This window comes from Flexivirga sp. (assembly GCF_035551235.1).
Taxonomy (GTDB): domain Bacteria; phylum Actinomycetota; class Actinomycetes; order Actinomycetales; family Dermatophilaceae; genus Flexivirga.
This window is the reverse complement of sequence record NZ_DASZNO010000047.1, coordinates 22599-47317: the sequence shown is the minus strand read 5'-3', so window position 1 is coordinate 47317 and position 24719 is coordinate 22599. Positions and strand designations below refer to the sequence as shown.

Here is a 24719-nt window from a genome sequence, read left to right as displayed (position 1 = left end):
ATCGCACTCGATATTCCGAGGTAAGGCAGGATTCCTTTATGGATCGACAGCAGGAATACGTCCTTCGCACCATCGAGGAACGCGACATCCGTTTCATCCGACTGTGGTTCACCGACGTGCTCGGCACCCTGAAGTCGGTGGCGGTCGCTCCGGCGGAGCTGGACGGAGCCTTCGCGGAGGGCATCGGCTTCGACGGCAGCGCCATCGAGGGGCTGGCCCGTGTCTACGAGTCCGACATGCTGGTGCTGCCCGATGCGGACACCTTCCAGGTGTTGCCGTGGCGCGGTGAGAACCCCGGCACCGCACGGATGTTCTGCGACATCCGGCTGCCCGACGGTTCGGCGAGCCTGGCCGACCCGCGCTACGTGCTGCAACGGGCGCTGGGCAAGGCCGCCGACAAGGGGCTGACTTTCTACACCCACCCCGAGATCGAGTTCTACCTCTTCGAGAAGGACATCCAGCCCGGCCGCCCGCCGGTGCCGGTGGACAACTCCGGCTTCTTCGACCACGTGCCGCACGGCACGGGGCACGACTTCCGGCGCTCGGCGATCACGCTGCTGGAGCAGATGGGCATCTCGGTCGAGTTCTCGCACCACGAGGCCGGTCCCGGCCAGAACGAGATCGACCTGCGGTATGCCGACGCGCTCACCACCGCGGACAACATCATGACCTTCCGGACGGTCATCAAGGAGGTCGCGCTCGAGCAGGGCGTCTTCGCCTCCTTCATGCCCAAGCCGCTGGCCGACGCGCCCGGCTCCGGCATGCACACCCACGTGTCGCTCTTCGAGGGCGACCGCAACGCCTTCTTCGAGGCGGGGGCGCCATACCAACTCTCAGCAACCGCAAGGCGATTCATCGCCGGCATCCTCCGGCACGCCGGTGAGATCAGTGCGGTGACCAACCAGTGGGTCAACTCCTACAAGCGGATCTGGAGCGGCGCCGAAGCACCTGCGCACGTGTGCTGGGGCCACAACAACCGCAGTGCGATGGTGCGGGTGCCGATGTACAAGCCGTCCAAGGGGCAGAGCTCCCGGATCGAGGTACGGTCGCTGGACTCGGCGGCGAACCCCTACCTCGCCTACGCGCTGGTCCTCGCGGCCGGTATGAAGGGCGTCGACGAAGGCTACGAGTTGCCCCCGGAGGCGGAGGACAACGTGTGGGCGCTGACCGACCGCGAGCTGCGGTCCATGGGCATCGAGCCGCTGCCGGCGTCGCTGGATCACGCCATCCACCTGATGGAGCACAGCGAGCTGGTCGCCGAGACGCTCGGCGAGCACGTCTTCGACTTCTTCCTGCGCAACAAGCGTGCCGAGTGGGCGGCCTACCGCGACCAAGTGACCCAATACGAGCTGGATCGCTACCTGGGCACGCTGTGAGCCGAACAGCAGGCACCGTCTCCCGGTCCGTACTGGCCCGGGCCGGATTCACCGAGGCCGAGCGGGCCGAGGGCATGGTCGCGGAGTTGCGGATCGGGCCGGAGCTGGTCGGGCCGGCCGTCGCATCGTTGTCCCAGGCGGCATCACCGGACCACGCCCTGCTGGGGCTGGTGCGACTGGGCGAAGTTTTGCCGAAGGCCGAATTCGACCGGCTGACAGCGCTTTTCAGCCACAACCGCGACGGTTGGGACCGCTTGGTGAGGTTGTTGGGCGCCTCGACGGCGCTCACCGACCACCTGGTGCGGCATCCGGAGCAGTGGCCGGAGATCGTGTCGGCCGGGGTGCCCGGCCGGGAGGCCCTGTATGTCGCACTCTCCGAGGCGGTCGGCGAGGCCACCGGCGTCGAGGGGTATGACGCGCTGCGCGTCGCCTATTACCGACAGTTGCTGCGCATCGCCGCGGTCGACCTGACCGAGGACCCGGTGGAGCAGTTCCCGGTCATCGCCGAAGCGCTCTCGGAGCTGGCCGGTGCGGCGGTCGCCGCCGCGCTGCGCATCGCGCGCAACACGGTCGAGGACGCCGACAGCTGCCGGCTGACCGTCATCGGGATGGGCAAGTGCGGCGGCCGGGAACTCAACTACATCAGCGACGTCGACGTCATCTTCGTCGCCGAGCCGGCGCCCGGCGTCGGGGAGGCCGACGCGCTCGCGGTCGGCAACAAGCTGGCCACCGAGATCATGCGCGCGTGCTCCGACGCCACCGGTGAGGGGTCGCTCTGGCCGGTCGATCCGGCGCTCCGCCCCGAGGGCAAGCAGGGCCCGCTGGTCCGGACGGTGGAGTCGCACCGCGCCTACTACGAGCGATGGGCCAAGACCTGGGAGTTCCAGGCGCTGCTCAAGGCGCGGCCCATCGCCGGCGACGAGGAGGTGGGCTCGGCATACCTGGCCGCGATCCAGCCGATGATCTGGCGCGCCGCCGATCGTGATCACTTCGTCGAGGACGTGCAGGCGATGCGACGGCGCGTCGAGGACCACGTGCCGCAGGCGGAGGTGGGACGTCAGCTGAAACTCGGCCCCGGCGGACTGCGTGACATCGAATTCAGTGTGCAGCTCCTGCAACTGGTGCACGGACGCACCGACGACCGGCTGCGCAACCGCGGGACGCTGGCCGCGATCGAGTCACTCTCGCGCGGCGGCTACATCGGACGTGTCGACGCGCACGAACTCGACCAGGCCTACCGACGGCTGCGGGTGCTCGAGCACCGGATCCAGCTGTCCCGCATGCGTCGCACCCACCTGATCCCGAGCAGCTCGGCCGAGCTGCGCGCGCTCGGCCGGTCGGTCGGATTGCGCGCCGACCCCGAGACGGACGTCCTGAAGCAGTGGCGGGACCAGGCGGCCCAGGTGCGTCGCCTGCACGAACGGATCTTCTACCGGCCGCTGCTGTCGGCGGTCGCCAAGCTGTCCCGCGACGACGCCCGGCTGACCCCCGAGAGTGCGCAGGATCGCTTCGCGGCTTTGGGCTTCCGCGACGCCAAGGGCGCCGTTCGTCACGTCGAGGCCCTCACGGTCGGAGTGAGCCGCCGGGCAGCCATCCAGCGCACGCTGCTGCCGGTGATGCTGCAGTGGTTCGCCGAGGAGGTCGATCCCGATCTCGGACTGCTCGCCTTCCGCAAGCTCAGCGACGCGCTCGGCTCCACACACTGGTTCCTGAAGATGCTGCGCGACGAGGGCCGTGCGGCCGAGACGCTGGCCAAGGCGCTGGCCGGCAGCCGGTATGTCGGTCAGCTCCTCGAGAACGCCCCGTCGGCGGTGCGCGTCTTCGGGTCGACGCAGGCATTGCACCCGATGACCCGTGAGCAGCTGTTGACGGTGATCCGCGCAGCGGTCGACCGGCAGCCGGACGACGACGATGCCGCACTGCTGGCCGTCCGGTCCGCCCGGCGCACCGAGCTGATCCGCATCGCGGTCGCGGACCTGACCGGTCGGCTGGAGCTCGACGCGGTGGAGCGTGCCCTGACGGACCTCGCGGCGGCAACGTTGCAGGGCACCCTCGAGCTGGCCATCCGGCATGTCGAGAAGTCAAGCGGGCAAGCGCTTTCCACCGTCATCACGATCATCGGCATGGGCAGGCTCGGCGGCGCCGAGATGGCCTACGCCTCGGACGCCGACGTCATGTTCGTGCACCAGCCGCTGCCGGACGCCGACCCGCAGCTCGCCCAGAGCCAGGCCGAGGAGACGGTGACCTATCTGCGCAACGGCCTGAGCGCCGGTGGTCCCGACCCGGCCCTCGTCGTCGACGCGGACCTGCGTCCGGAGGGCAAGGCCGGGCCGATCGTGCGCACCATCGAGTCCTACGCCGCCTACTACGAACGCTGGTCGGAGGGCTGGGAGGCACAGGCACTGCTGCGGGCCACACCGGTCGCCGGTGACGCGGACCTCGGCGTGCGCTTCACCGAGCTGATCGACCCGTTGCGCTGGCCGGAGGGCGGCATCGACGAGAAGGCCGTCCGCGCCATCCGGATGCTCAAGGCCCGGATGGAGGCCGAGCGGATCCCGCGTGGCGGCGATGTCCGCACCCACTTCAAGCTCGGACGCGGCGGCTTGTCGGACGTCGAGTGGACCGTCCAGCTCGCGCAGTTGCAGCATGCGTACGAGATCCCCGAGCTGCGCCATACGGGCACCACGTCACCGCTGCTGGCGATGGCACAACACGGGCTGATCGACGCGGACGACGCCGCCAAACTGCGCGAAGCGTGGGCATTGGCAAGCAGATTGCGCAACGCCTCGGTGCTCTGGCGCGGCCGCCCGGTCGACTCGCTGCCGGGATCGCTCGCCGACGCCGACGGCATCGCACGCATCCTCGGCTCGCCGGTCGGCTCCGGGTACCAGCTGTCCGAGCGCTACCTGCGGGTGTCCCGGCGGGCACGTGAGGTCGTGGAGCAGGAGTTCTACGGCACTCTTCCCGACGCCGACCGGGACGCCGACCCGACGCGCTGACCGATGACTCCGAGCCGCCCGTGGATGGTCAGCTCGGTCGTGAGCAGCACCGAGATCGCCTGCGCGACAAGGAGAGTCACCAGCACGAGCAACTGAACGGCTGCCGCCTCCCACGCGCTCGCGCCGCCGAGCAGGGCGCCGACGAACGCACCGGGCAGGGTGACCAGCCCGACCGTCCGGGTCTGGTCCATCCCGGGGATCAACGCGAGTGCCGCGTCGTCGCGGGCGACCACGTCCGCGGCCTCGGCCGACCCGAGCCCGATGGAGAGGCCCGCCTCGAACTCGCCGTACCGGGTGCGCAGTGCCTCGTGGATCCGCTTGCCGGACAGGGAGGTCGCGGTCATCGAGTTGCCGCCGACGATCCCGAGCACCGGTATGACGGCGATCGGTTTCAGCGGCACCAGCCCGGTCGCGAGAATCCCGAGGACCCCGGGGACCGCGCCGCCGCAGATCGGCACGAGGGTCCACCAGGTCGCGCGGCCGAGGATCCGGTGCGCACTGGTGTAGGCGGCAACCGCGAGCATCAGTGCGCAGAACAGCAGCGACAGCGGCCAGGAGCCCAGGACCGCGCCGATCACGAGCCCCACGATCGCGAGCTGGACGCACGCACGGAACCCGGCGGTCAGCTGGCCGAGACCGCTGCCGAGGCGTCCCCAGCGCACGATGCCCGCCGCGAGCAGCGTGCTGACGATCACGAAGAGCAACACGACCACGTCGTCGTGCCACCCGTGCACCTGCACCAAAGTCATGTCCCGCAGTATCGCGGGTGGTCCGCGAACCGGACGGCTGCCGAGGCGGTCATCTGCCGCAACTAGAATCGACCCGTGATCAATCGCCTTGACCTGCGTGGTGCGGCGCTTCGCGATCTGGACGCCCGCACTCTGCGCAACACGCTGCCCCGAGCCGAACTCGACGTGGAGGCCGCACTCGACATCGTGCGACCCATCTGCGAGCAGGTTCATGCCGGCGGCGCCGAGGCCGTGCTCGACCTGGACGAGAAGTTCGACGGCGTGCGGCCCCCCTCGCTGCGGGTGCCCGCCGAGGTCATCGACGCGGCACTCGAGCAGCTCGACCCCGCCCTGCGCGACGCGCTGAACGAGTCGATCCGCCGCGCGCGCATCGTGCACGAGGCACAGCGCCGCACCGAGAGTGTGACCGAGGTCGTGCCCGGTGGCACGGTCACCGAGCGGCACCTGCCGGTGGAGCGGGTCGGCCTCTACGTGCCGGGTGGCCAGGCCGTCTACCCCAGCAGTGTGGTCATGAACGTCGTGCCCGCGCAGATCGCGGGCGTCGGCTCGCTCGCCGTTGCCAGCCCGCCGCAGCGCTCCAACACCGGTGACTTCATCGGCTACCCCGACCCGACCATCCTCGCGGCGTGCGCACTGCTCGGCGTCGACGAGGTCTACGCCGTCGGTGGCGCCCAGGCCGTCGCGATGTTCGCGTATGGCGCACTCGACGCCGCGGGCGAGACCGTCTGCGAGCCGGTCAACCTGGTGACGGGTCCGGGCAACGTCTACGTCGCTGCCGCCAAGCGGCTGCTGCTGGGCACGATCGGCATCGATGCCGAGGCCGGCCCGACCGAGATCGCGATCCTCGCCGATGAGACGGCCGACCCGCAGCTGGTCGCGGCCGACCTGATCAGCCAGGCCGAGCACGACGAACTCGCCGCGTCGGTGCTGGTCACCGACAGCGAGGCACTGGCCGCCAAGGTCGAGCAGGCCCTGAAGGAGCGGGTCGCGACCACCAAGCACGTCGAGCGGGTGCGCACCGCGCTCGCCGGACCGCAGTCCGGCATCGTCCTGGTCGACGGCGTCGATGAGGGTGTCCGGGTCGTCGACGCGTATGCCGCAGAGCACCTCGAGATCCAGACCCGCGACGCGGCCGGCGTGGCGGCCCGGATCCGCAACGCCGGTGCGATCTTCGTCGGCGACTACGCGCCGGTCAGCCTGGGCGACTACGCGGCCGGCTCCAACCACGTGCTGCCCACCGGCGGCTGTGCCTGCCACAGCGGCGGGCTGTCGGTGCAGTCCTTCCTGCGCGGGATCCACGTCATCGACTACTCGCGCGAGGCGCTCGCGGACATCGCCGACACCGTGGTGACGCTCTCGACCGCCGAGGACCTGCCGGCGCACGGCGCCGCGGTGACAGCGCGATTCGAAGAGAAGTCGTGAGCTCCCTGCAGGCACTGGTCCGTCCCGAGTTGCGCGGCCAGACGCCGTATGGCGCCCCGCAACTCGACGTGCCGGTGGCGGTCAACACCAACGAGTCGTCATACGCCGTCCCGCAAGAAGTCGTCGACCAGATCACGCGTGACGTGACCGAGGTCGCGGCATCGCTCAACCGCTACCCGGACCGCGAATTCGCCCGGCTGCGAGGCCTTTTGGCGGCATACCTGCAGCGCACCACGGGGGAGCCCGTGACCGCGGAGCAGATCTGGGCGGCGAACGGCTCCAACGAAGTGCTGCAGCACATCGTGCAAGCGTTCGGCGGGTCCGGCCGCACCGCACTCGGGTTCACCCCGTCCTACTCGATGCACCCGCTGATCAGTGAGCGCAACGGCACGACGTGGGTCGACGGGCTGCGTGACGCGGACCCGACGCACTTCGACATCGACGCCGACCTGGCCGTCGAGCAGACGCGCCGCCACGACCCGGCTGTGATCTTCCTCTGCTCGCCGAACAACCCGACCGGCACCGCGCTGGACATCGACGTCGTCCGGCGGGTCTATGACGCGACCGATAGCGCGATCGTCGTGGTGGACGAGGCCTACACCGAGTTCGCCCGGCCCGGCACGCCGAGTGCGGTGTCGCTGCTGCCCGGGCGCGAGCGGCTGGTGGTCAGCCGGACGATGTCGAAGGCGTTCGCGTTCGCCGGCGCCCGGCTCGGATACCTCGCAGCAACACCGGAATTCACCGATCTGCTGCGTCTGGTGCGGTTGCCCTACCACCTGTCGTCGGTGACGCAGGCCGTCGCGTGCGCGGCGCTGGAGCACACCGACACGATGCTGGCGATGGTCGAGCAGATCAAGACCACCCGCGACGAGCTGGTGGCCGGCTGCACGGAGCTGGGGCTGCAACCAGTGCCGAGCGACGCCAATTTCGTGCTCGTCGGTGGCTTCGAGGATGCGGCCGCCACCTGGCAGGCCCTGCTCGACCGGGGTGTGCTGGTGCGCGACGTCGGCATTCCGCACCACCTGCGCATCACCGCCGGCACCCCCGACGAGAACCACGCCGTGCTGCAAGCCTTGAGCGCCGTGACAACCGATCGCGGGTTGAGTAGGGCGAGGAACGAGCCCGTATCGAAACCCAGCGGAGGAGACACCGATGACTGAGCACCGCACTGCGCACATCGAGCGCGCGACCAAGGAGAGCCAGATCGACCTGTCGGTCGATCTGGACGGCACCGGCACCAGCGAGGTGTCCACCGGCGTGCGGTTCTACGACCACATGCTCGAGAGTTTCGCCAAGCACAGCCTGATCGACCTGCGGGTCAAGGCGACCGGCGACCTCGACGTCGACGCCCACCACACCGTCGAGGACACCGCGATCGTGCTCGGGCAGGCCGTCCGTGAGGCGCTCGGCGACAAGAGCGGGATAGCCCGGTTCGGTGACGCCACCGTGCCGTTGGACGAGGCGCTGGTTCATGCGGTGGTCGACGTCGCCGGTCGTCCCTACGTCGTGCACACCGGTGAGCCCGAGGGCCAGATCTACGCGATCATCGGCGGCACCTACACCGGTTCACTCACGCAACACGTGCTGGAGAGCTTCGGCCACCACGCGGCGATCGCCCTGCACGTGCGGGTGCTGTCCGGCCGCGACCCGCACCACATCGTCGAGGCGCAGTTCAAGGCCGTCGCTCGCGCGCTGCGTGCCGCGATCGCCAAGGACCCGCGCGTCGTCGGCATCCCGAGCGCCAAGGGAGCCCTGTAAGCACATGCCCCGTGGCACCACGCGGCGTTCGGGGGCGCTTCTCCTGCACGGCGACGCCAAGACCGCATCCGCCTGGGTGCGGCAGGGCATCGTGCCGTCATACGTCGTCCCGCTGGCCGGCTGGACCGCAGTCGTGCCGGGTGGTCCCTCGCCGGCGAGCAGTCCGTATGACGATGCGGTGCGCGTGTTGCTCGCCCGTCGGGTGCCGTCCCGGATGCGGGCGGCCATCGGCTTCTTCCGGCTGGACGAGCGCGCCGTGATCGTGGTGCATCCCCGCGGCTGGCGGGCGCTGCCGCGCTGGCTGGTCTGGGAGCGTGGGGACGGCGTGTCCAACCTGCCCGGACTACCGGCCGCACGCCCCGGGGACATGGCGATGGCTGCGGGTGTGGTGCCCGAGTCCGTCCGTGCGTTGCGAGAGATCCTCACCGACCGAACGGCATTACTCGATGACGTGCTCGCCGACCTGATGGGCGCGCTGGCGTTGCCCGGTGAGCGGTTGCTCAGCGGCCAGGTCAAGGATGCCGAAGGTGCTGCGCTGGTCGAGCCGACGGCGAAGGCAGTTGAACGCTTCTCGCGAGTCACCAAGGAAGACAAAGAGATTCGCAGCGAGTTGGAGCAGTTGTGACACGACAGGTAGTGGTGCTCGACTACGGCAGCGGCAACGTGCGCTCCGTCGTGCGGATGCTCGAGCGGGTGGGCGCCGACGTCGAGCTGACCGCCGATCGGCAGGCAGCGTTGCGCGCCGACGGCCTCTATGTGCCCGGGGTGGGCGCGTTCCACGCGTGCATGACCGGCCTGCGTGCCGCCGGCGGCGCCGAGATCATCGCCGAGCGACTGCGCCTGGCACGCCCGGTCCTGGGGGTGTGCGTCGGGTTCCAGGTGCTGTTCGACGGCTCGACCGAGCCGACCTCCATCCAGCCACCGCCGCCGGGGCTCGGGCACTTCGCGGGCATCGTCGAGCGCCTCGATGCGCCGGTGGTTCCACACATGGGCTGGTCGCACGTCACGCCCGCACCGGGCTCGGTGCTGCTCGAGGGCATCGAGGACGAGCGGTTCTACTTCGTCCACTCGTATGCCGCCCGACAGCTTCTCGAGAGCCGCGTCGGCGGTGCACCGCAGGTGACCACCGCGGAGCACGGCTCCACCTTCGTCGCGGCGATCGAGGACGGCGTGCTCGCCGGCACGCAGTTCCACCCCGAGAAGTCCGGCGACGCCGGAGCCCAACTGGTGGGCAACTGGCTGCGCAGCCTATGACCGGTCCTGCGGGTCGGATGGACGGGGCACGGAGCAGGCGTATCGAGATCGTGCTTCGTCACTCACACTTTGGAATGCATTCAACACGAGGAGTTTTCGATGGTTGACCAATCGCCGCGACTGGAGTTGTTGCCGGCAGTTGACGTCGCCGGTGGCCAGGCCGTGCAGCTCGTCCAGGGCGTGGCAGGCACCGGTGGACAGTTCGGTGACCCGCTGGCCGCAGCCCTCGCATGGCAGGACGCGGGAGCGGAGTGGCTGCACCTGGTCGACCTCGACGCGGCGTTCGGGCGCGGCAGCAACGCCGAACTGCTCGGCGACATCATCGGACAGCTCGACATGTTGGTCGAGTTGTCGGGCGGCATACGGAACGAGGCGTCGCTGACGGCGGCGCTCGCGACCGGCTGTCGCCGGGTCAATCTCGGCACGGCCGCACTGGAGGACCCGGAGTGGACCGCGCAGGCGATCGCCGAGCACGGTGACCGGATCGCCGTCGGACTCGACGTCCGGGGGACCACGCTGGCCGCTCGGGGCTGGACCAAGGAGGGTGGCGACCTGTGGGAGACGCTCGAGCGGCTCGACCGAGAGGGCTGCGCGCGCTACGTCGTCACCGACGTCGCCAAGGACGGCATGCTGCAGGGCCCGAATCTCAAGCTGCTGCAGGAGGTGTGCAGCCGCACCGACCGCCCGGTGGTCGCGTCGGGTGGGGTCTCGACGCTGGACGACATACGAGCCCTTCGTGAACTGGTGCCCGAGGGCGTCGAGGGTGCGATCGTCGGATCCGCGCTCTACAAGGGAGCTTTCGAGCTCGGTGACGCACTGGACCTCGCCGGCCGCCCGAGCGGCGACGAATGAGCGACGGTCACCTGCCGCACGCCGATTCGGCCGGTCAGACGTTCTCCGGTCGCTCGCTGGCGGGCACCGGATTCGACGACGACGACGGGTCCGTTCCCGAGCAGCTCGCCGCAGCGCTCGAATCGCCCGCCGACGAGGCGGCGCTGATGGCGGCGCTGGCGGAGTCCCGGCTCCTCGTGCCGATCGTGGCCGCGCTCGCCGAGGTCGACGACTCCGGCGACCTGCCGGTGGAGAAAAGTACCGATATGGCGGTCGTGACGCTCGAGGCTCCGAGCGGGGAGCGGGCATTGCCCGTCTTCACCAGCCTGGCGGAGATGGCGGCGTGGGATCCCGAGGCGCGCCCGTCGCCGGTGCGTGCCGACCTGGCAGCTCAGGCCGCGATCTCCGAGCGGTGCGATGTGATGGTGCTGGACGTCGCCGGCCGCTCGCTGGTGCTGCGTCCGAGCATGGTCTGGGCACTCGCGCAGCGGTCGACGTGGCAGCCGCCACACCTGGACGACCATGTGCGCCAAGCTGTTTCGAAGTCCGTGCTCGACGAGACGGACATTGCCGAAGTCCGCTGCGAAGAGGGTGGCACACCCGGCGAGCTGCGTGTCGTGCTCGCGGTGCAACCGGGTCTGACACAGCCGGAGCTACAGGCCCTGGCCCGCCGGGTGGGGGAGCAGATCGCCACCGACGGCGAGACCAGGGCACGGATCGACGGTCTGACCTTCTCGATCGTCACCGCGAACTGACGGGCGACCCCACCCGACCGCCGACGTCCGGTCAGAGGTTGATCATGTGGCCGACGATGCCCTCGATGGCTTCCTTCATGGCCTCGGACAGCGTCGGGTGGGCGAAGACGTTGCGGGCGATCTCGTCCGCGGTCAGGTCCCACTTCTGCGCCAGGGTGAGGGCCGGCAGCAGCTCGGTCACCTCGGGGCCGATGAGGTGGGCACCCAGCAGCTCGTTGTGCTTGGCGTCCGCCACGATCTTTACGAAGCCGGCGGTCTCCGCCATACCGCGGGCCTTGCCGTTGGCGGAGAACGGGAACGACGCGGTCTTCACGTCATACCCCTTGTCCTTGGCCTGTGCCTCGGAGTATCCGAACGACGCGATCTGCGGCTGGCAGAAGGTCGCCCGCGGGATCATGTCGAAGTCGATCTCGACGGTCTCGGCGCCGGCGATCGTCTCGGCGGCGACAACGCCCATCGCCTCTGCGGTGTGCGCCAGCATCAGCTTGCCGGTGACGTCACCGATGGCATAGACGCCCTCGACGTTGGTGCGGCCGCGTTCGTCGACGGCGATCGCGCCGCGGTCGGTCAGCTGCACACCGGTGGCGTCCAGGCCGTAGCCCTCGACGCGGGGTGCGAAGCCGATGGCCTGTAGCACCTTGTCGGCCTCGAGCACGGTGGAGTCGCCGCCGGCCGCGGGGGAGACGGTCACCTTGACCGGACCGGAACCGTTGTCCTCGATCGTCTCGACCTTGGTCGACAGCATGACCTTCACGCCGAGCTTCTTGTAGTGCCGCAGCAGCTCCTTGGACACATCGGCGTCCTCGGTCGGCACCATGCGGTCCAGGAATTCGACGATCGTCACGTCGACGCCGTAATTGGCCAGGACGTAGGCGAATTCGACGCCGATCGCGCCGGAACCGGCGATGATGATCGACTTCGGCAGGTCCTCGGTGAGGATCTGCTCCTCGTAGGTGACCACGCGCTCGGACAACTCGGTGCCCGGGATCAGCCGGGTCTGCGCGCCCGTGCCGATGATGATGTTGTCGGCGGTCACCGTGTCACTCCCGCCGGAGCTCAGCTCGACCTGGATCGTGTGCGCATCGGTGAAGGTGCCGGTGCCCTCGATCTCGGTGATCGAGTTCTTCTTCATCAGGTAGTGCACGCCCTTGGCGCTGGCGTCCGCGACACCACGGCTGCGCTTCCACGCGGTGCCGAAGTCCATTGAGACCTCACCGGAGATGCCGAAGGTCTTGGCCTCCTTGGTGAGGATGTGCGCGATCTCCGCATTGCGCAGCAGCGCCTTGGACGGGATACAGCCCACATTGAGGCACACACCGCCCCAGTACTGCTTTTCGATGATTGCGGTCTTGAGGCCGAGTTGGCTCGCGCGGATCGCTGCGACATACCCACCGGGGCCTGCACCGAGGACGACGACGTCAAAGTGTTGTGCCACGCTTCGTAACGATAGCCCTACCGCAGCAGCTCCAGAGCAAGCGGTGCGTCCACCACCAGACGGTTGACCCTCTTGCCGGCGATGGCGGCGCGCACGACCGGCGCGCGGGCGGTGCCGGTGACCAGGCCGATGACGGTCGGTATGCCGATGAGCTGCTCGTCGGACAGGGTGATGATGCGGTCGGCCAGACCTCCCTCCACGCAGTTCCCGGCGGCGTCGATGAAGATCCCGCAGATCTCGCCGATGGCGCCGGCCTTGCGCATGGCACTGCGCTCGGCACCGGTCGCGAGGTCGAAGAGCGTCGACTCCCCAGCAGCCCAGCCGCCGATGCCCACGACCGCCAGCGTCACCTCTGGGATGTGGGAATTCGCCTCGCTCACACCGGGCTGCCGGCGCAGCATCCGGGCGCTGTCCGGATCGGCCGCGACCAGCGGTGCGTAGAAGTGGTGCGCGGTGCCGCCGCTCAGGTTGGCCGCGGAGCGCACCAGGTCGACCGGCGAGTGCAGATCGGGGATAGCCAGCGCGCCGGACAACTGCACGATCGGCACCGGCGGCAGGTTGCGCAGGGCGCCGACCGTGGCCGCGACACTGCGGGACCACGGCAGGCCGAGCACGTCCTTCGCGGTCAGCAGCCGGGTTATCTCGGCTGCTGCCACGGCGCCCAGATCGCGGCGCGTCTCACCGGAGGACTGGCCTTCGTGGGTGCGTACGACGAGGGCTCCGTCGATGTCCAGCGCCTGCGAAAGTGCTTGGGACAGTGCGTAGTCCACGCTCGGCTCGCCGAGGATCTCGATGCGGACGATCCCCTTCGCGCGCGCCGTCTCGAGGAGCCGGGCGACCTTGAAGCGGGACAGTCCGAGGTCCTTGCCGATGGCGATCTTGGACTCGTCCTGCAGGTAGAACCGGCGTGCGACAGTGGCGAGCAGTTCGTGTTCCCGGTCGGAGTCGATGCGGCCGTTCCGGGTCGTGCTCATCGCGCCGTCATTTTCCATTGGTCCCTCCTGAATCCCCCCAAGGGCGTGTTGTCTGTGTCACACTACTACTCATCTGCGCACCGAAGCGCTCATTTGAGCTAAACAGGAGGACGCATGACTGCTCGCAGGAGACGGATCGCCGTGCTCGCTGCCGGGGCCGTTGCGATGAGCACGGTGACCGGCTGCGGGGCGGCGGCCGGGTGGGGCGGCGGAGGTGGTGGCGGTGGTAGCCACACCATCAACGTGCTGATGGTGAACAACCCGCAGATGATCGATCTGCAGAAGATCACCAACAAGTACTTCACCAAGAAGACCGGCATCAAGGTCAATTACACGGTGCTTCCCGAGGACGACCTGCGCGACAAGGCGAGCCAGGAGTTCTCGGCGCAGGCCGGCCAGTACGACGTGGCCACGCTGTCCAACTTCGAGATCCCGATCTACGCCAAGAGCGGCTGGGTCGCGCCGATGAACTCCTACCTGGCCAAGGACCCCGGATTCGACCAGCAGGACATCCTGCCCTCGATGCGGGCGGCGCTCAGCGTCAAGGGGAAGGTGTATGGCGAGCCGTTCTACGGTGAGTCGTCGTTCCTGATGTACCGCAAGGACGTGCTGGCCGCCAAGGGCGTCAAGATGCCGGCCAAGCCGACCTGGCAGCAGGTCGCCGACATCGCCGCGAAGATCGACAACCGCAGGGGGATGCGCGGCATCTGCCTGCGCGGTCAGCCCGGCTGGGGTCAGGTCTTCGCGCCGCTGACCACGGTGGTCAACACGTTCGGCGGCACCTGGTTCACCAAGGACTGGCAGGCCGAGGTCAACGCGCCGGCATTCAAGAAGGCGACCAACTTCTACGTGAACCTCGTCCGCAAGCACGGCGAGCCCGGCGCCGCGCAGGCCGGCTTCACCGAGTGCCTCAACGATCTGACCCAGGGTTCGGTCGCCATGTGGTACGACGCCACGTCCGCAGCCGGATCGCTGGAGGCCGACGGCAGCCCGGTCAAGGGCAAGATCGGTTACGCCCCCGCACCGGTGGTCAAGACCAAGACCTCGGGATGGCTGTACTCCTGGGCCTGGTCGATCGAGTCGGCCAGCTCCAAGAAGAGTGACGCCTGGAAGTTCATCTCCTGGGCCAGCGGCAAGGGCTACGCGAAGCAGGCCGCCTCGAAGTTCGGCTGGTCCCAGGTCCCGTCCGGTTTCCGCAGGTCGTTGTATGCCGACCCGCACTACCTGAAGGTCGCCAGCTCCTTCGCCACCCCGACGCTCAATGCCATCAAGACGGCAGATCCGAACAACCCCGGTGTCCAGCCGCGACCGGTGCCGGGCATCCAGTTCGTCGACATACCCGAGTTCACCAACCTCGGCACCGAGGTGAGCCAGGACATCAGTTCCGCGATCGCGGGCAAGATGTCGGTCGACAGCGCACTGAACAAGGGCCAGGAACGGGCGCAGGATGTGGCGGCCGACTACCGCAGGAGGGCCGGCAAATGAGCAGCGCAGTCGAGAACGGCGCGACGACTTCGACGCAGCAGCAACCGAAGAAGCCGAGCAAGGCGCTCGCAAGGTCCGGCGCCTGGGCGCGCCGGGCGCCGTTGCTGCCGGCCCTGGTGTTCATGATCATCGTCACCCAGATCCCCTTCGTGGCGACGCTGGTCATCTCGTTCATGCACTGGAACGCGTACTACCCGAACGACCGTGGCTTCGCCGGAGTCGACAACTTCAAGTCGGTCCTGACCGACGTCGACGCGCGCTCGGCGATCCTGGTCACCATCGCGCTCACGGTCGGGGTCGTCCTGGTCAGCCTGGTGCTCGGCCTGGCCGTCGCGCTGCTGCTGGATCGCAAGTTCCGCGGCCGCAGTGTGGCACGGACGTTGATGATCACGCCCTTCCTGATCGTGCCGGTCGCGGCCGCACTGCTGTGGAAGCACGCGCTTTACAACGCGCAGTACGGCTTGTTCAACGGTGTCCTCAAGTGGATCCTCGGCGACAGCGCGCCGCAACCGGACTGGATCAGCGACCATCCACTGATCGCGATCATCGTCTCGTTGGTCTGGCAGTGGACGCCATTCATGATGCTCATCCTGCTGGCCGGTCTGCAGAGCCGGCCGATGGACGTGGTCGAAGCCGCGCGGATCGACGGTGCCTCGAGCTGGCAGATCTTCACCAACATGACGCTGCCGCACCTGCGGCAGTACATCGAGTTGTCCGGGCTGCTCGGCGCGATCTACATCGTCCAGAACTTCGACTCGGTCTTCACCATCACCTCTGGTGGTCTGGGCACGGCCAACCTGCCGTACTACATCTACCAAACCTTCTATTCCGCACATGATTACGGCACCGCGTCCGCAGCGGGCGTGATCGTGGTGATCGGCACGATCATCATCGCGACCTTTGCGCTGCGCACCGTGCTGAGCCTGTTCCGGGAGGAGACGCGATAATGACTACCGTCAAGGAAGCTCAGGCCGGGCCACAGATGCTGGCCGCCGGCGGGAAGAAGAAACGCGCCGGAGTGTTGCTGACCGGCGCGACGTGGATCATCTCCGTGCTGTTCGTCTTCCCCGTCGTGTGGATGATCTGGACGTCGTTCCACTCCGAAACGGATGCTGCGACGAATCCGCCGAAAGTGTTGGCGTCGTTCAGTGTTCAGGGATACAAGTCGTTCTTCGGCAGCAACCCGTGGCCGCCGATCCTCAACTCGCTGACCGCCAGCGTCATCAGCACGATCCTCGTGCTGTGTCTGGCACTTCCCGCGGCATACGCCTTGTCGATCCGGCCGGTGAAGAAGTGGAGCGACGTGCTCTTCTTCTTCCTGTCCACCAAGTTCATGCCGGTCGTCGCGGCGCTGCTGCCGGTCTATCTGTTCGCGGAGAAGATCCACTTCCTCGACAACATCTGGCTGCTGGTCCTTCTCTACACCTCGATGAACCTGCCGATCGCCGTCTGGATGTTGCGGTCGTTCCTCGCCGAGATCCCGGCCGAGATGCTGGAGGCGGCCCAGGTCGACGGAGCCGGGCTGATGCGGACACTTCGCGAGATCATCGCGCCGGTCATCATGCCCGGTATCGCCTCGGCGGCGCTGATCTGCTTCATCTTCAGCTGGAACGAGTTGCTCTTCGCCCGTGTCCTCACCGGCACCCGCGCGGAGACGGCACCGGTCTTCCTGACCGGGTTCGTGACCAGCCAGGGCTTGTTCCTCGCGCAGGTCTGTGCCGCGTCGTTCGTGGTGTCGTTGCCCGTCCTTGCTGCCGGATTCGCGGCACAGGACAAGCTGGTCCAGGGCCTGTCCATGGGCGCGGTACGGTGACTCGGATGGCTACCAAACTGTCTGCAGCCACTATTGATTCGCTCGATTCGCGGGTGGTGGTGCCGTCATACGACAGGTCGGCGCTCACCACCGGCATCGTCCACCTGGGCGTCGGTGGTTTCCACCGGGCGCATCAGGCGATGTATGTCGACACGTTGCTCTCCGACGGTGAGGCCCGCGACTGGGCGTTCACCGGCGTCGGCGTCCTGCCGAAGGACGACCGGATCGTCGAGACGCTCAACGCGCAGGACGGTCTCTACACGCTGGTGATCAAGCACCCGGACGGGCGCCTGGAGCCGCGGGTAATCGGGTCGATCCGCGAGTTGCTGCACGCACCGACACAGCCGGACGCCGTGCTGGAGGTGATGAGCGACCCGGCCACCCGGATCGTCTCGCTGACCATCACCGAGGGCAGTTACCTGGTCGACCAGGTGACCGGGGAGTTCGACCCGCACCATCCGTCGATCCAACCCGACCTCGTTGAAAATGCTGTTCCGACAACGGCATTCGGCTTCATCGTTGAGGCGCTGCGCCGACGTCGTGAGGCAGGTGTCGCACCGTTCACGGTGATGACGTGCGACAACCTGCCCGGCAACGGCGATGTCGCCCGCGGGACGATCACGGCCTTCGCGAAGCTGAAGAACCTCGAGTTGGGGGAGTGGATCGCGGACAACGTGTCCTTCCCCAACTGCATGGTCGACCGGATCACCCCCGTCACGACCGACGAGGACATCCAGCGCCTGGCGGAGGAGTTCGGCATACAGGATGGCTGGCCGGTGGTCACCGAGCCGTTCACGCAGTGGGTGCTCGAGGACGAATTCCCCACGGGCCGACCGCCGTTGGACGATGCCGGTGTCCAGGTCGTCCCGGACGTGATGCCCTACGAGCTGATGAAGTTGCGGCTGCTCAACGCCAGCCATCAGGCGCTGTGCTACCTCGGCTACCTCGCCGGCTACCGCTATGCGCATGAAGTCGCGCAGGACGAGGAGTTCGCGCGGTTCCTGCTGGGCTACATGAAGAACGAGGGCGAGCCGACGCTGCCCGAGGTGCCCGGCGTCGACCTCACGGCATACGAGCACGACCTGGTGGCACGCTTCGCGAACCCCGAGATCCGCGACACGCTGGCCCGGTTGTGTGCCGAGAGCAGTGACCGCATCCCGAAGTGGCTGGTGCCGGTGATCCGCGAGGACCTCGCCGCGGGTCGCCCGGTCGAGCGGGCGGCACTGGTGGTCGCGTCCTGGGCGCGGTATGCCGAGGGCGTCGACGAGCAGGGCGGGATGATCGACATCGTCGACCACCGGAAGGAGCAGGTGATGGCGGCGGCGGCGAAGCAGGGCGAGGACCCGCTGGCGTTCATCCGCGATCCCAGCCTGTTCGGCGACCTCGCGGAGCAGGAGGCGTTCACGACGCCATACCTCGCGGCGCTGAAGTCGTTGCACGACAACGGTGCCGCGGCCACGTTGCGCGACACGATCACCCGCCTCGCCGACTGATCCGGCGGAGGGTCAGCGCGCCCCTCTCTGCCGAGAGGACACCCAACACACTGAGAGGACACGCAAATCGGCCGTTCCAGGCTCGATTTGCGTGTCCTCTCGGTGAGCGGGTGTCCTCTCGGCAGGGGGAGGGCACCGGGTCAGGTGAAGAGTTGCTCGCCGATGTAGTGACCGGACTTCGGCGACGGGGGTATGGCGAACAGGCCCGACCCGACGTGCTTGACGTATTCGTTGAGCAGGTCGGCGGCTCCGAGCTTGCGCTGCAGTTGCACGAAGTGCGCGGGGTCGTTCTGGTAGCAGACGAACAGCAGCCCGGCGTCGAGCTGCCCGAACTCGTTGATGCCGTCGGTGTAGTTGTAGCCGCGCCGCAGGATCTTGACGCCGCCGTTGTTCTCGTGCGCGGCCAGCGCGATGTGCGAGGTCGGGGCGATGACCGGCTTGCCGTCCTTGCCCCGGGCTGAGAAGTGCGGATTGTCGTGCTCGACCTTGCCGGTCAACGGCTCGCCGTGCATCTTGCCGCGGCCGAAGATGCGCTCCTGGTCGCTGACCCGGTCCGCGTCCCAGGTCTCGATGTTCATCTCGATCTTGCGGACCACCTGATAGGTGCCGCCGGTCATCCAGCCGGCGTCCTTCAGCCAGACGTGCTTGTCGAAGTCGGCATCCGTGCTGACGTTGCGGGTGCCGTCCTTGAAACCGAAGAGGTTGCGTGGCGTCTGCTGCCCCGTGCCGGCCGACGCGCGGCCGAATCCCATGACGGTCCAACGGGTTTGGACCACGTCTCGCGCCATACGGGCCATGTTGCGTATGGCGTGGTAGCAGACCTGCGGATCATCCGCGCAGACCTGCACCGAGAGGTCGCCGTCGCTTGTGGCGGCGGTCAGATTGTCACTCGGCAGGGCAGGAAGCTTGTGCAGCAGACGCGGTCGCTTGGCGGCCAGGTCGAAGCGGTCGTCGAAGAGCGACGGGCCGAGGCCGATCGTGACGGTGAGGCTCGCAGCGTCGAGGCCGAGTGCCTCGCCGGTGTCACCGCCGACACCGGCGTCGGAGTGCGGCTGCACCTGACCGATCGGCTGGGCGTGCATCAATTGCGCACTGGCCGCGGTCCAGCGCGCGAGCAGCGACTGCAGATCGGTCCGCAACGTCCCGTCGCTCATGTCGAACGTCATGAAGATCGAGTAGCGCTGCGGCGGTGTCCGGATCCCGACCGGCTCCGCCTGGTCGTAGAACGGGTACTGCGTCGTCAGGTCGACGGCGTCCTTGTCGGCCGCATCCGCCGGGTTGGCGCGCGACGCGTCCAGTCCCCACGAACCGCCGACCGCCAGCGCACCGACCGCCGCCCCGCCGACCGCGCCCTGGAAGAGGCGACGACGGGGGAGTCCGGTGGACTCGGTGTGTGTTCCGGTGGGCTTCGACGTCTTGCTCAACCTGCGGTCGCCACCTTCTGCGCGATACGCGACAGCGGGTCCTGCAACGCCTGGACCTTCTTGCTCAGCTTCGCGGCATCGGTCGTGCGCAGCTGCGCGGTCCACGGCTTGAAGCCGCCGAGGGCCTTGCCGTCACGGTAGGGGGTCAGTGAGTTCGTCACGTTCTGGAACTGCCTGCTGACGTTCTTGGTCAGCGCGGGGTCGATCTTCTGCAGGCCGGGCTTGAGGAAGGCGAACGCCTGCTGCGCACCCTCGACGTTCGAGGCGAAGTCGGACAGGTCGGTGTGGCTGTACTTCTCCTCCTCGCCCTTGATCTTGTTCGTCTGCACTTCCTCGAGCAGGCTGGCCGCGCCGTTGGCGAGGTCCTCGGGCTTGTAGGTGACACCCTTGACCAGGCCGGCCAGCTTGGCGACGTTGGTGTGCAGCTCCTTGGCGTACTTCTTGGTCTGCGGAGTGATCTTGCCGTTCTTCCACAGATCGCGCTCGACGGCGTGGAAACCGTGCCAGCCGACCTTCGGGTCGAGGTTGGACTCGCGCATGTCGATCAGGTAGTCCAGGTTGCCGGCGTTGTCCCCGGGCTTGAAGCCCGGCAGGACGAAGCCGCCGACGTCGGACTCGATCTTCTCGTAGAACGGCCGCGCACCGGCATACGCCTTCTTGGCCGCGGCAAGATCACCGTTGTCGACCGCGGTCTGCAGCGTCTTGACCGCCGTCACCATGTCGGTGGCGTTCTGGTTGACGAACTTCGCATAGCCCTTGGTGCCGGTCGTCAGCAGCGTGGACGCCGAGCCGTTCCCGACGGCCGCTGCCTTGCCGGTCACCGTGAACGGGACGTTCTCCTTGTCGGCGCCCGGGCAGTAGAGCTGGTACTTGCCGCCGGAGAGCGTTGCGGTGAACTTCACCGGCGCGAGCCCGGGTGCGAGGTTCTCCTTCTCACCGAGGATGCGCTGGTCGCTCTGCAGCTCGATCTCGGTGATGGCGGTCGCGTCCTTGTTGGTCACCGTGAAGGTCACCGGCCCGGCCGGGGCCGACGCGTGATCGACCTCGCAGCCACCGGCCGACGTGAGGTTCACCTTCACCTGCGCCGCACCGTGGTTCACCGGGGCGGCGGCCCCCTTCGCCGAGCCCTCCGATCCGCCGTCGGACGAACCCTTCGCGCTGCCGCCCGAGGACGACGAACCGCACGCAGCGAGGCTCAGTGCGAGTACGACGGCCGCACCGGATCCGGCGACGTGACGAATCGGGGGCCCACTCTGGCGGGGTCCCCGCGAAGTATTCGGGGGAGCGAAGCGGAGGAGAAACTTCGTGGGGTGCCTAAGCATGTGCGGAGCTCCTCGAAGGGTGCGGGGTTGCACCGCCGGCGGGCTTGCCGGCGATGTGGGGACGACGTCGCGAACGCAGCGCGACGATCACGAATGCTGCCGCTGCGACGAGCAGGGCGAGGGGGACCACTCGGCCCCAGAAGTTCGCCGAATCACGATCATTCGCAAACTGATTCAGCTGTGTGGCGAAGTCATCGGTGTATGACGGGGCGACTGACCATGATCCTGCGGGTGCGGTCACTCCGGCGGGCACCTTCGTGCCGGGGGCGATGGTCAGCGTCCGTGCGGTGCTCAACCCGCCGCCGGTGAGCGTCACGCTGGTGCGCGAGGTGCGGTTCGCGTCATACACGCGGCCGTGGCTGGTCCAGACGTCGAGCTTGTCGGCCTCGTGCCAGGTTGCCTGGTAGGGGCCGGGGTTGACGCTCGGATCCATGCCGACCGGCACGCGGCTGCCGTTCAGCGCGGCGACCTGTGCGAGCGTGAGCGTCCTCGGTGCTCCCGTGCTGCTCTTGGTGGCGGCGGCGCCGGTCAGGTGCCGGGTGCGCACACCGGTGACCACGGCCGGGCCCTTCGAGGCGAGCTCGATGTCGGTGCCCGCGGACGTACGCAGGGTGTGGCCGTTCAGCTGGATGGTCCCCGCGCTCGAGCCGGCACCGTCGACCACCGGCACCTGGCGCGGCGTGGACAGTGTCGCGGACGGTCCGGCGACGAACGCCGCGATCGCACCGACGACGCACGCGCCGGCGAGGGCCAGTTTCAACCGTGCGCTCTGTATGGCGCTGGGCCGGTGCGCGGCCGGCCAGAACACGATCAGCGTCATCGGTATGACGAAGAGGAACCAGCCGAGCACCTCGATCAGGCGCGGATCGGCGGGTATGCCGAGAACCCCCGTGAAGACCGCGCTCCGGATCGACCCGACCGGAGCCAGCCAGTGCAGGTCGACGGTGCGCTGCTGACCGGCATTCAGCCAGCCCGCCTCGTGCGCAGTGCGTAACGCGCTGACGACCAGACCGGCGGCGATGAGGATGAGGAAGGCGCTGGTGGCCTTGAAGAACTTGCCGAGGTTGATCGAGACGCCGCCGGTGTAGAGCCCGAGGCCGAGCAGCACCGCGCACCCGATGCCGAGCGCTGCGCCGGCGATCGCGCTGCCGGTGTTGGTCGCGGCCTGGAATGTCGCGAGCAGGAAGACGGCGGACTCGAAGCCCTCCTTCAGGACCGCGAGGAAGGCCATGATGACCATCGCGCGGGAGGTGCCGGTGCTGAGCGCGGTCTGCGCCGCGGATTCGATCTCGCGCTTGAGCCCGCGGGAGTGCTTGCTCATCCAGATGATCATTCCGGTGACGAAGACGACGGCGACGCCGCCGATGACCGTCTCCATCATTTCCTGCTGGCGCTGTGGCAGGTTCGACTCGATGATCTTGAGCGCGACGCCGACGGCGATGCTGATGGCGACGCCTGCGCCGACGCCGAGCCACATGGCCGTCAGCCGGTGTCCGTTCTTCTTGAGGAAGGCAGCGACGATCCCGACGATCAGAGCCGCTTCGAGACCTTCGCGCAGGCCGATCACGAATGTCGCGAGCACCGAGCACCTCTCTGGGGGATTAGGCAAGCCTTAACTAAGCAGGTCGAGCATAGACGCTCATGCCATATCGACAAATCCGGGCACTCTTCGCGGGGTACCGGAGCGGTGGAGAGCTTCGTGGGGGATAGGCGTACCCGATAGCCTCTCGGCATGCTGGTTGCCGGAGTCGACAGTTCGACACAGTCATGCAAGATCGTGGTCTGCGATGCCGCGACGGGTCGCATCGTCCGCGAGGCGAGAGCGAGCCACCCGGACGGCACCCAGGTGAGTGCCGACTCCTGGTGGGCGGCCTTCCAGGAAGCACGCGCCGGAGGGCTGTTGGACGACGTCAAGGCGATCGCCGTCGGTGGCCAGCAGCACGGCATGGTCACGCTCGACGAGGCGGATGAGCTCGTCCGGGACGCGATGCTGTGGAACGACACCAGTTCGGCGCCGCAGGCGGCGCAACTGGTCCAGGAGCTCGGCGGCGCGCCGGCCTGGGTGGACGCGGTCGACCTGGTGCCCGTCGCGAGCTTCACCGGGACCAAGCTGCGCTGGCTGGCCGACCAGGAGCCGGACAACGCCGCACGCACCAGGACCGTGGTGCTCCCGCACGATTGGCTCACGGGCCGAATCCTGAAGGATGGCAACGGTTTCGACGGCTGGACCACGGACCGTGGCGACGCCTCCGGGACGGCGTACTGGTCACCGGTCACTGGTGAATACCGCGGCGATCTGCTCAAGCGCGCGTTCGGGCGTGAGGTGCAGGTGCCGCGCGTCGTCGGCCCGTCGGAGGCTGCCGGTCACACGGCGGACGGCATGCTCGTCGCGGCCGGCACCGGCGACAACGCCGCGGCCGCACTCGGCCTGGCGATCGAACCCGGTGATGTCGTGGTCTCGCTCGGCACCAGCGGCGCGGTCTTCACCGTGCACGACCGGCCGGTCGGCGACGTGACCGGAGCCGTCGCCGGATTCGCCGACGCGACCGGACGGCACCTGCCGCTGCTGGCCACGCTCAACGCGGCCCGGATCCTCGTCGCCGCGGCCGGCACGCTGGACGTCGACCTGGCCGGTCTCGACGCGCTCGCCGGTCAAGCGCCGACCGGCGCCGGCGGCCTGACCCTCCTGCCCTACTTCGACGGGGAGCGGACGCCGAACCTACCCACCGCACGGGGCACGCTGGCCGGCATCACGCGGGCCAATTCGACCCCCGCTCACCTTGCCCGCGCGTATGTCGAGGGGATGCTGTGCAACCTCAAGGGCTGCATCGATGCGCTCGCCCGCAACGACATCCACGCGCGGCGCGTACTTCTCATCGGCGGTGCCGCAGCGGCGGGCACGGTGCGCTCGGCGGCCGCGGACATCTTCGGCGTGCCGATCCTCGTGCCGCAGCCGGGGGAGTATGTCGCGCTCGGTGCCGCGCGGCAGGCTGCCTGGGCGCTGTCCGGCGATGCCACCCCGCCGGAGTGGGAGGTTCCCGTTGCGGCGACGGTCGAGCCGTCCGATCCGGACGCCGGTGCAGTGGCGGCCGGGCGATACCGGGACCTCGTCGATGCGACGCACCCGGGAGCCGTCGCCCGCTGACCCGCGCCGGGTATGACGAAGCCGACCGCTCCTGGTCCTGCTGTGCAGGACTCGAGCCGGTCGGCCTGTCGAGGAGAAACTGCGCGAAGCCGTCAGATCTCGCCGCGCTCGAAGGCGAGCTGTTCGGCATACGGACGCATGCGGTGGACGATAGGTCCGTCCGCCTTGTCGTGGTGCGTACGGGTGACTTTGTCGCGGTGCAACTGGTCGAGCAGTCTCGACGTGGTGCTGCGCACGACGGTCGAAGTGTGTGGCATCCCTGAGTCCCTTTCGGTCGCTGGCTCACTCGGACAGAAGGTGTAACGGAGGACCCCTCCGATTAATTCCCGGCCGGACGAGTGTTTCCGGATCGACTCCATGTGCGACTCCATCTGCAACGAACGGCGGCTGCGGCGCGGCGGTGAGATTTTGCTCTCATCGGCAATAAACCTGTCGCGTCGAACATTTCGATATGGAACTATTGGATCCGGTTCGCTTCCGAGCC

General features: G+C 68.3%; 21 protein-coding genes. 14 read left to right on the top strand and 7 right to left on the bottom strand.

Translation table 11 applies throughout. The features are described 5' to 3' along the window. Positions 1-38 precede the first annotated feature (38 nt). A complete protein-coding gene (locus tag VG502_RS16805; RefSeq protein WP_325551231.1) occupies positions 39-1376 on the top strand; it encodes a glutamine synthetase family protein in 1338 nt (445 codons plus the stop codon). Then, positions 1373-4375, top strand: a complete 3003-nt coding sequence (locus tag VG502_RS16800) for a bifunctional [glutamine synthetase] adenylyltransferase/[glutamine synthetase]-adenylyl-L-tyrosine phosphorylase (RefSeq protein ID WP_325551230.1) — start codon at positions 1373-1375, stop codon at positions 4373-4375. The genes VG502_RS16805 and VG502_RS16800 overlap by 4 nt, the downstream gene beginning before the upstream one ends. Here VG502_RS16800 and VG502_RS16795 read toward each other — a convergent pair. Continuing rightward, entirely contained in the window at positions 4327-5124 is a 798-nt protein-coding gene (locus VG502_RS16795; protein WP_325551229.1) for an ABC transporter permease, read from the bottom strand. The two genes, VG502_RS16800 and VG502_RS16795, sit on opposite strands and share 49 nt — an antisense overlap. Before the next feature lie 75 nt (positions 5125-5199). Between VG502_RS16795 and hisD the strand changes: the two genes are divergently transcribed. From hisD to VG502_RS16760, 7 genes are all read left to right on the top strand, one after another. Beyond that, the gene (hisD, locus tag VG502_RS16790; RefSeq protein WP_325551228.1) at positions 5200-6546 is read left to right on the top strand and encodes a histidinol dehydrogenase; all 1347 of its coding nucleotides are present in this window, start codon (positions 5200-5202) and stop codon (positions 6544-6546) included. After that, complete coding sequence (locus VG502_RS16785) at positions 6543-7706, top strand: histidinol-phosphate transaminase (RefSeq protein ID WP_325551227.1); 1164 nt, start codon at positions 6543-6545, stop codon at positions 7704-7706. The genes hisD and VG502_RS16785 overlap by 4 nt, the downstream gene beginning before the upstream one ends. Beyond that, positions 7699-8304 (top strand): imidazoleglycerol-phosphate dehydratase HisB, encoded by a 606-nt coding sequence (gene hisB, locus VG502_RS16780; protein ID WP_325551226.1) that lies wholly within the window; start codon positions 7699-7701, stop codon positions 8302-8304. The genes VG502_RS16785 and hisB overlap by 8 nt, the downstream gene beginning before the upstream one ends. A gap of 4 nt (positions 8305-8308) precedes the next feature. Next, on the top strand, positions 8309-8929 hold the full coding sequence (locus tag VG502_RS16775) for a hypothetical protein (RefSeq protein ID WP_325551225.1): 621 nt from the start codon (positions 8309-8311) through the stop codon (positions 8927-8929). Continuing rightward, the gene (gene hisH / locus VG502_RS16770; RefSeq protein ID WP_325551224.1) at positions 8926-9558 is read left to right on the top strand and encodes an imidazole glycerol phosphate synthase subunit HisH; all 633 of its coding nucleotides are present in this window, start codon (positions 8926-8928) and stop codon (positions 9556-9558) included. Before VG502_RS16775 ends, hisH begins: the two co-directional genes overlap by 4 nt. A 99-nt stretch (positions 9559-9657) precedes the next feature. After that, the gene (gene priA, locus VG502_RS16765; RefSeq protein WP_325551223.1) at positions 9658-10410 is read left to right on the top strand and encodes a bifunctional 1-(5-phosphoribosyl)-5-((5-phosphoribosylamino)methylideneamino)imidazole-4-carboxamide isomerase/phosphoribosylanthranilate isomerase PriA; all 753 of its coding nucleotides are present in this window, start codon (positions 9658-9660) and stop codon (positions 10408-10410) included. Further along, on the top strand, positions 10407-11144 hold the full coding sequence (locus VG502_RS16760; RefSeq protein ID WP_325551222.1) for an SseB family protein: 738 nt from the start codon (positions 10407-10409) through the stop codon (positions 11142-11144). The genes priA and VG502_RS16760 overlap by 4 nt, the downstream gene beginning before the upstream one ends. A gap of 31 nt (positions 11145-11175) precedes the next feature. Here the strand turns inward: VG502_RS16760 and lpdA are convergent, their stop codons facing one another. Together lpdA and VG502_RS16750 are read right to left on the bottom strand one after the other, a co-directional pair. Continuing rightward, entirely contained in the window at positions 11176-12579 is a 1404-nt protein-coding gene (gene lpdA / locus VG502_RS16755) for a dihydrolipoyl dehydrogenase (RefSeq protein ID WP_325551221.1), read from the bottom strand. 17 nt (positions 12580-12596) lie between these two features. Beyond that, on the bottom strand, positions 12597-13553 hold the full coding sequence (locus tag VG502_RS16750) for a sugar-binding transcriptional regulator (RefSeq protein ID WP_325551220.1): 957 nt from the start codon (positions 13551-13553) through the stop codon (positions 12597-12599). Between the two features lie 114 nt (positions 13554-13667). On the opposite strand from VG502_RS16750, the gene VG502_RS16745 reads away from it, so the two are divergent. Genes VG502_RS16745 through VG502_RS16730 form a run of 4 tightly spaced genes read left to right on the top strand, consistent with a single transcriptional unit; the run spans position 13668 to position 18344 of the window. Beyond that, positions 13668-15038 carry an ABC transporter substrate-binding protein gene (locus VG502_RS16745; protein WP_325551219.1) on the top strand — a complete coding sequence of 457 codons (1371 nt, stop codon included), beginning with the start codon at positions 13668-13670 and terminating at the stop codon, positions 15036-15038. Next, a complete protein-coding gene (locus tag VG502_RS16740) occupies positions 15035-15985 on the top strand; it encodes a carbohydrate ABC transporter permease (RefSeq protein ID WP_325551218.1) in 951 nt (316 codons plus the stop codon). The genes VG502_RS16745 and VG502_RS16740 overlap by 4 nt, the downstream gene beginning before the upstream one ends. Then, positions 15985-16851, top strand: a complete 867-nt coding sequence (locus VG502_RS16735; protein WP_414655754.1) for a carbohydrate ABC transporter permease — start codon at positions 15985-15987, stop codon at positions 16849-16851. Before VG502_RS16740 ends, VG502_RS16735 begins: the two co-directional genes overlap by 1 nt. A 5-nt stretch (positions 16852-16856) precedes the next feature. Then, complete coding sequence (locus tag VG502_RS16730) at positions 16857-18344, top strand: mannitol dehydrogenase family protein (RefSeq protein WP_325551217.1); 1488 nt, start codon at positions 16857-16859, stop codon at positions 18342-18344. 140 nt (positions 18345-18484) lie between these two features. Here VG502_RS16730 and VG502_RS16725 read toward each other — a convergent pair whose 3' ends face one another. The 3 genes from VG502_RS16725 to efeU form a co-directional block, all read right to left on the bottom strand. Then, complete coding sequence (locus VG502_RS16725) at positions 18485-19768, bottom strand: Dyp-type peroxidase (protein ID WP_325551216.1); 1284 nt, start codon at positions 19766-19768, stop codon at positions 18485-18487. Then, positions 19765-20967 carry an iron uptake system protein EfeO gene (gene efeO, locus VG502_RS16720; RefSeq protein ID WP_325551461.1) on the bottom strand — a complete coding sequence of 401 codons (1203 nt, stop codon included), beginning with the start codon at positions 20965-20967 and terminating at the stop codon, positions 19765-19767. The genes VG502_RS16725 and efeO overlap by 4 nt, the downstream gene beginning before the upstream one ends. Positions 20968-21082: 115 nt before the next feature. Next, complete coding sequence (efeU, locus tag VG502_RS16715; protein ID WP_325551215.1) at positions 21083-22672, bottom strand: iron uptake transporter permease EfeU; 1590 nt, start codon at positions 22670-22672, stop codon at positions 21083-21085. A 150-nt stretch (positions 22673-22822) separates the two neighbouring features. On the opposite strand from efeU, the gene VG502_RS16710 reads away from it, so the two are divergent. Further along, entirely contained in the window at positions 22823-24235 is a 1413-nt protein-coding gene (locus VG502_RS16710; protein ID WP_325551214.1) for a xylulokinase, read from the top strand. A 92-nt stretch (positions 24236-24327) separates the two neighbouring features. Here VG502_RS16710 and VG502_RS16705 read toward each other — a convergent pair whose 3' ends face one another. Then, on the bottom strand, positions 24328-24492 hold the full coding sequence (locus VG502_RS16705; RefSeq protein WP_325551213.1) for a hypothetical protein: 165 nt from the start codon (positions 24490-24492) through the stop codon (positions 24328-24330). Positions 24493-24719 lie beyond the last annotated feature (227 nt).

Coding starts and splice junctions, on each gene's coding strand:
- VG502_RS16750 (WP_325551220.1), bottom strand. CDS start 13,553: ATGAGCACGACCCGGAACGGCCGCATCGACTCCGACCGGGAACACGAA.
- VG502_RS16760 (WP_325551222.1), top strand. CDS start 10,407: ATGAGCGACGGTCACCTGCCGCACGCCGATTCGGCCGGTCAGACGTTC.
- VG502_RS16710 (WP_325551214.1), top strand. CDS start 22,823: ATGCTGGTTGCCGGAGTCGACAGTTCGACACAGTCATGCAAGATCGTG.
- VG502_RS16740 (WP_325551218.1), top strand. CDS start 15,035: ATGAGCAGCGCAGTCGAGAACGGCGCGACGACTTCGACGCAGCAGCAA.
- VG502_RS16735 (WP_414655754.1), top strand. CDS start 15,985: ATGACTACCGTCAAGGAAGCTCAGGCCGGGCCACAGATGCTGGCCGCC.
- hisB (WP_325551226.1), top strand. CDS start 7,699: ATGACTGAGCACCGCACTGCGCACATCGAGCGCGCGACCAAGGAGAGC.
- VG502_RS16775 (WP_325551225.1), top strand. CDS start 8,309: ATGCCCCGTGGCACCACGCGGCGTTCGGGGGCGCTTCTCCTGCACGGC.
- VG502_RS16795 (WP_325551229.1), bottom strand. CDS start 5,124: ATGACTTTGGTGCAGGTGCACGGGTGGCACGACGACGTGGTCGTGTTG.
- VG502_RS16745 (WP_325551219.1), top strand. CDS start 13,668: ATGACTGCTCGCAGGAGACGGATCGCCGTGCTCGCTGCCGGGGCCGTT.
- VG502_RS16705 (WP_325551213.1), bottom strand. CDS start 24,492: ATGCCACACACTTCGACCGTCGTGCGCAGCACCACGTCGAGACTGCTC.
- priA (WP_325551223.1), top strand. CDS start 9,658: ATGGTTGACCAATCGCCGCGACTGGAGTTGTTGCCGGCAGTTGACGTC.
- VG502_RS16730 (WP_325551217.1), top strand. CDS start 16,857: ATGGCTACCAAACTGTCTGCAGCCACTATTGATTCGCTCGATTCGCGG.
- VG502_RS16805 (WP_325551231.1), top strand. CDS start 39: ATGGATCGACAGCAGGAATACGTCCTTCGCACCATCGAGGAACGCGAC.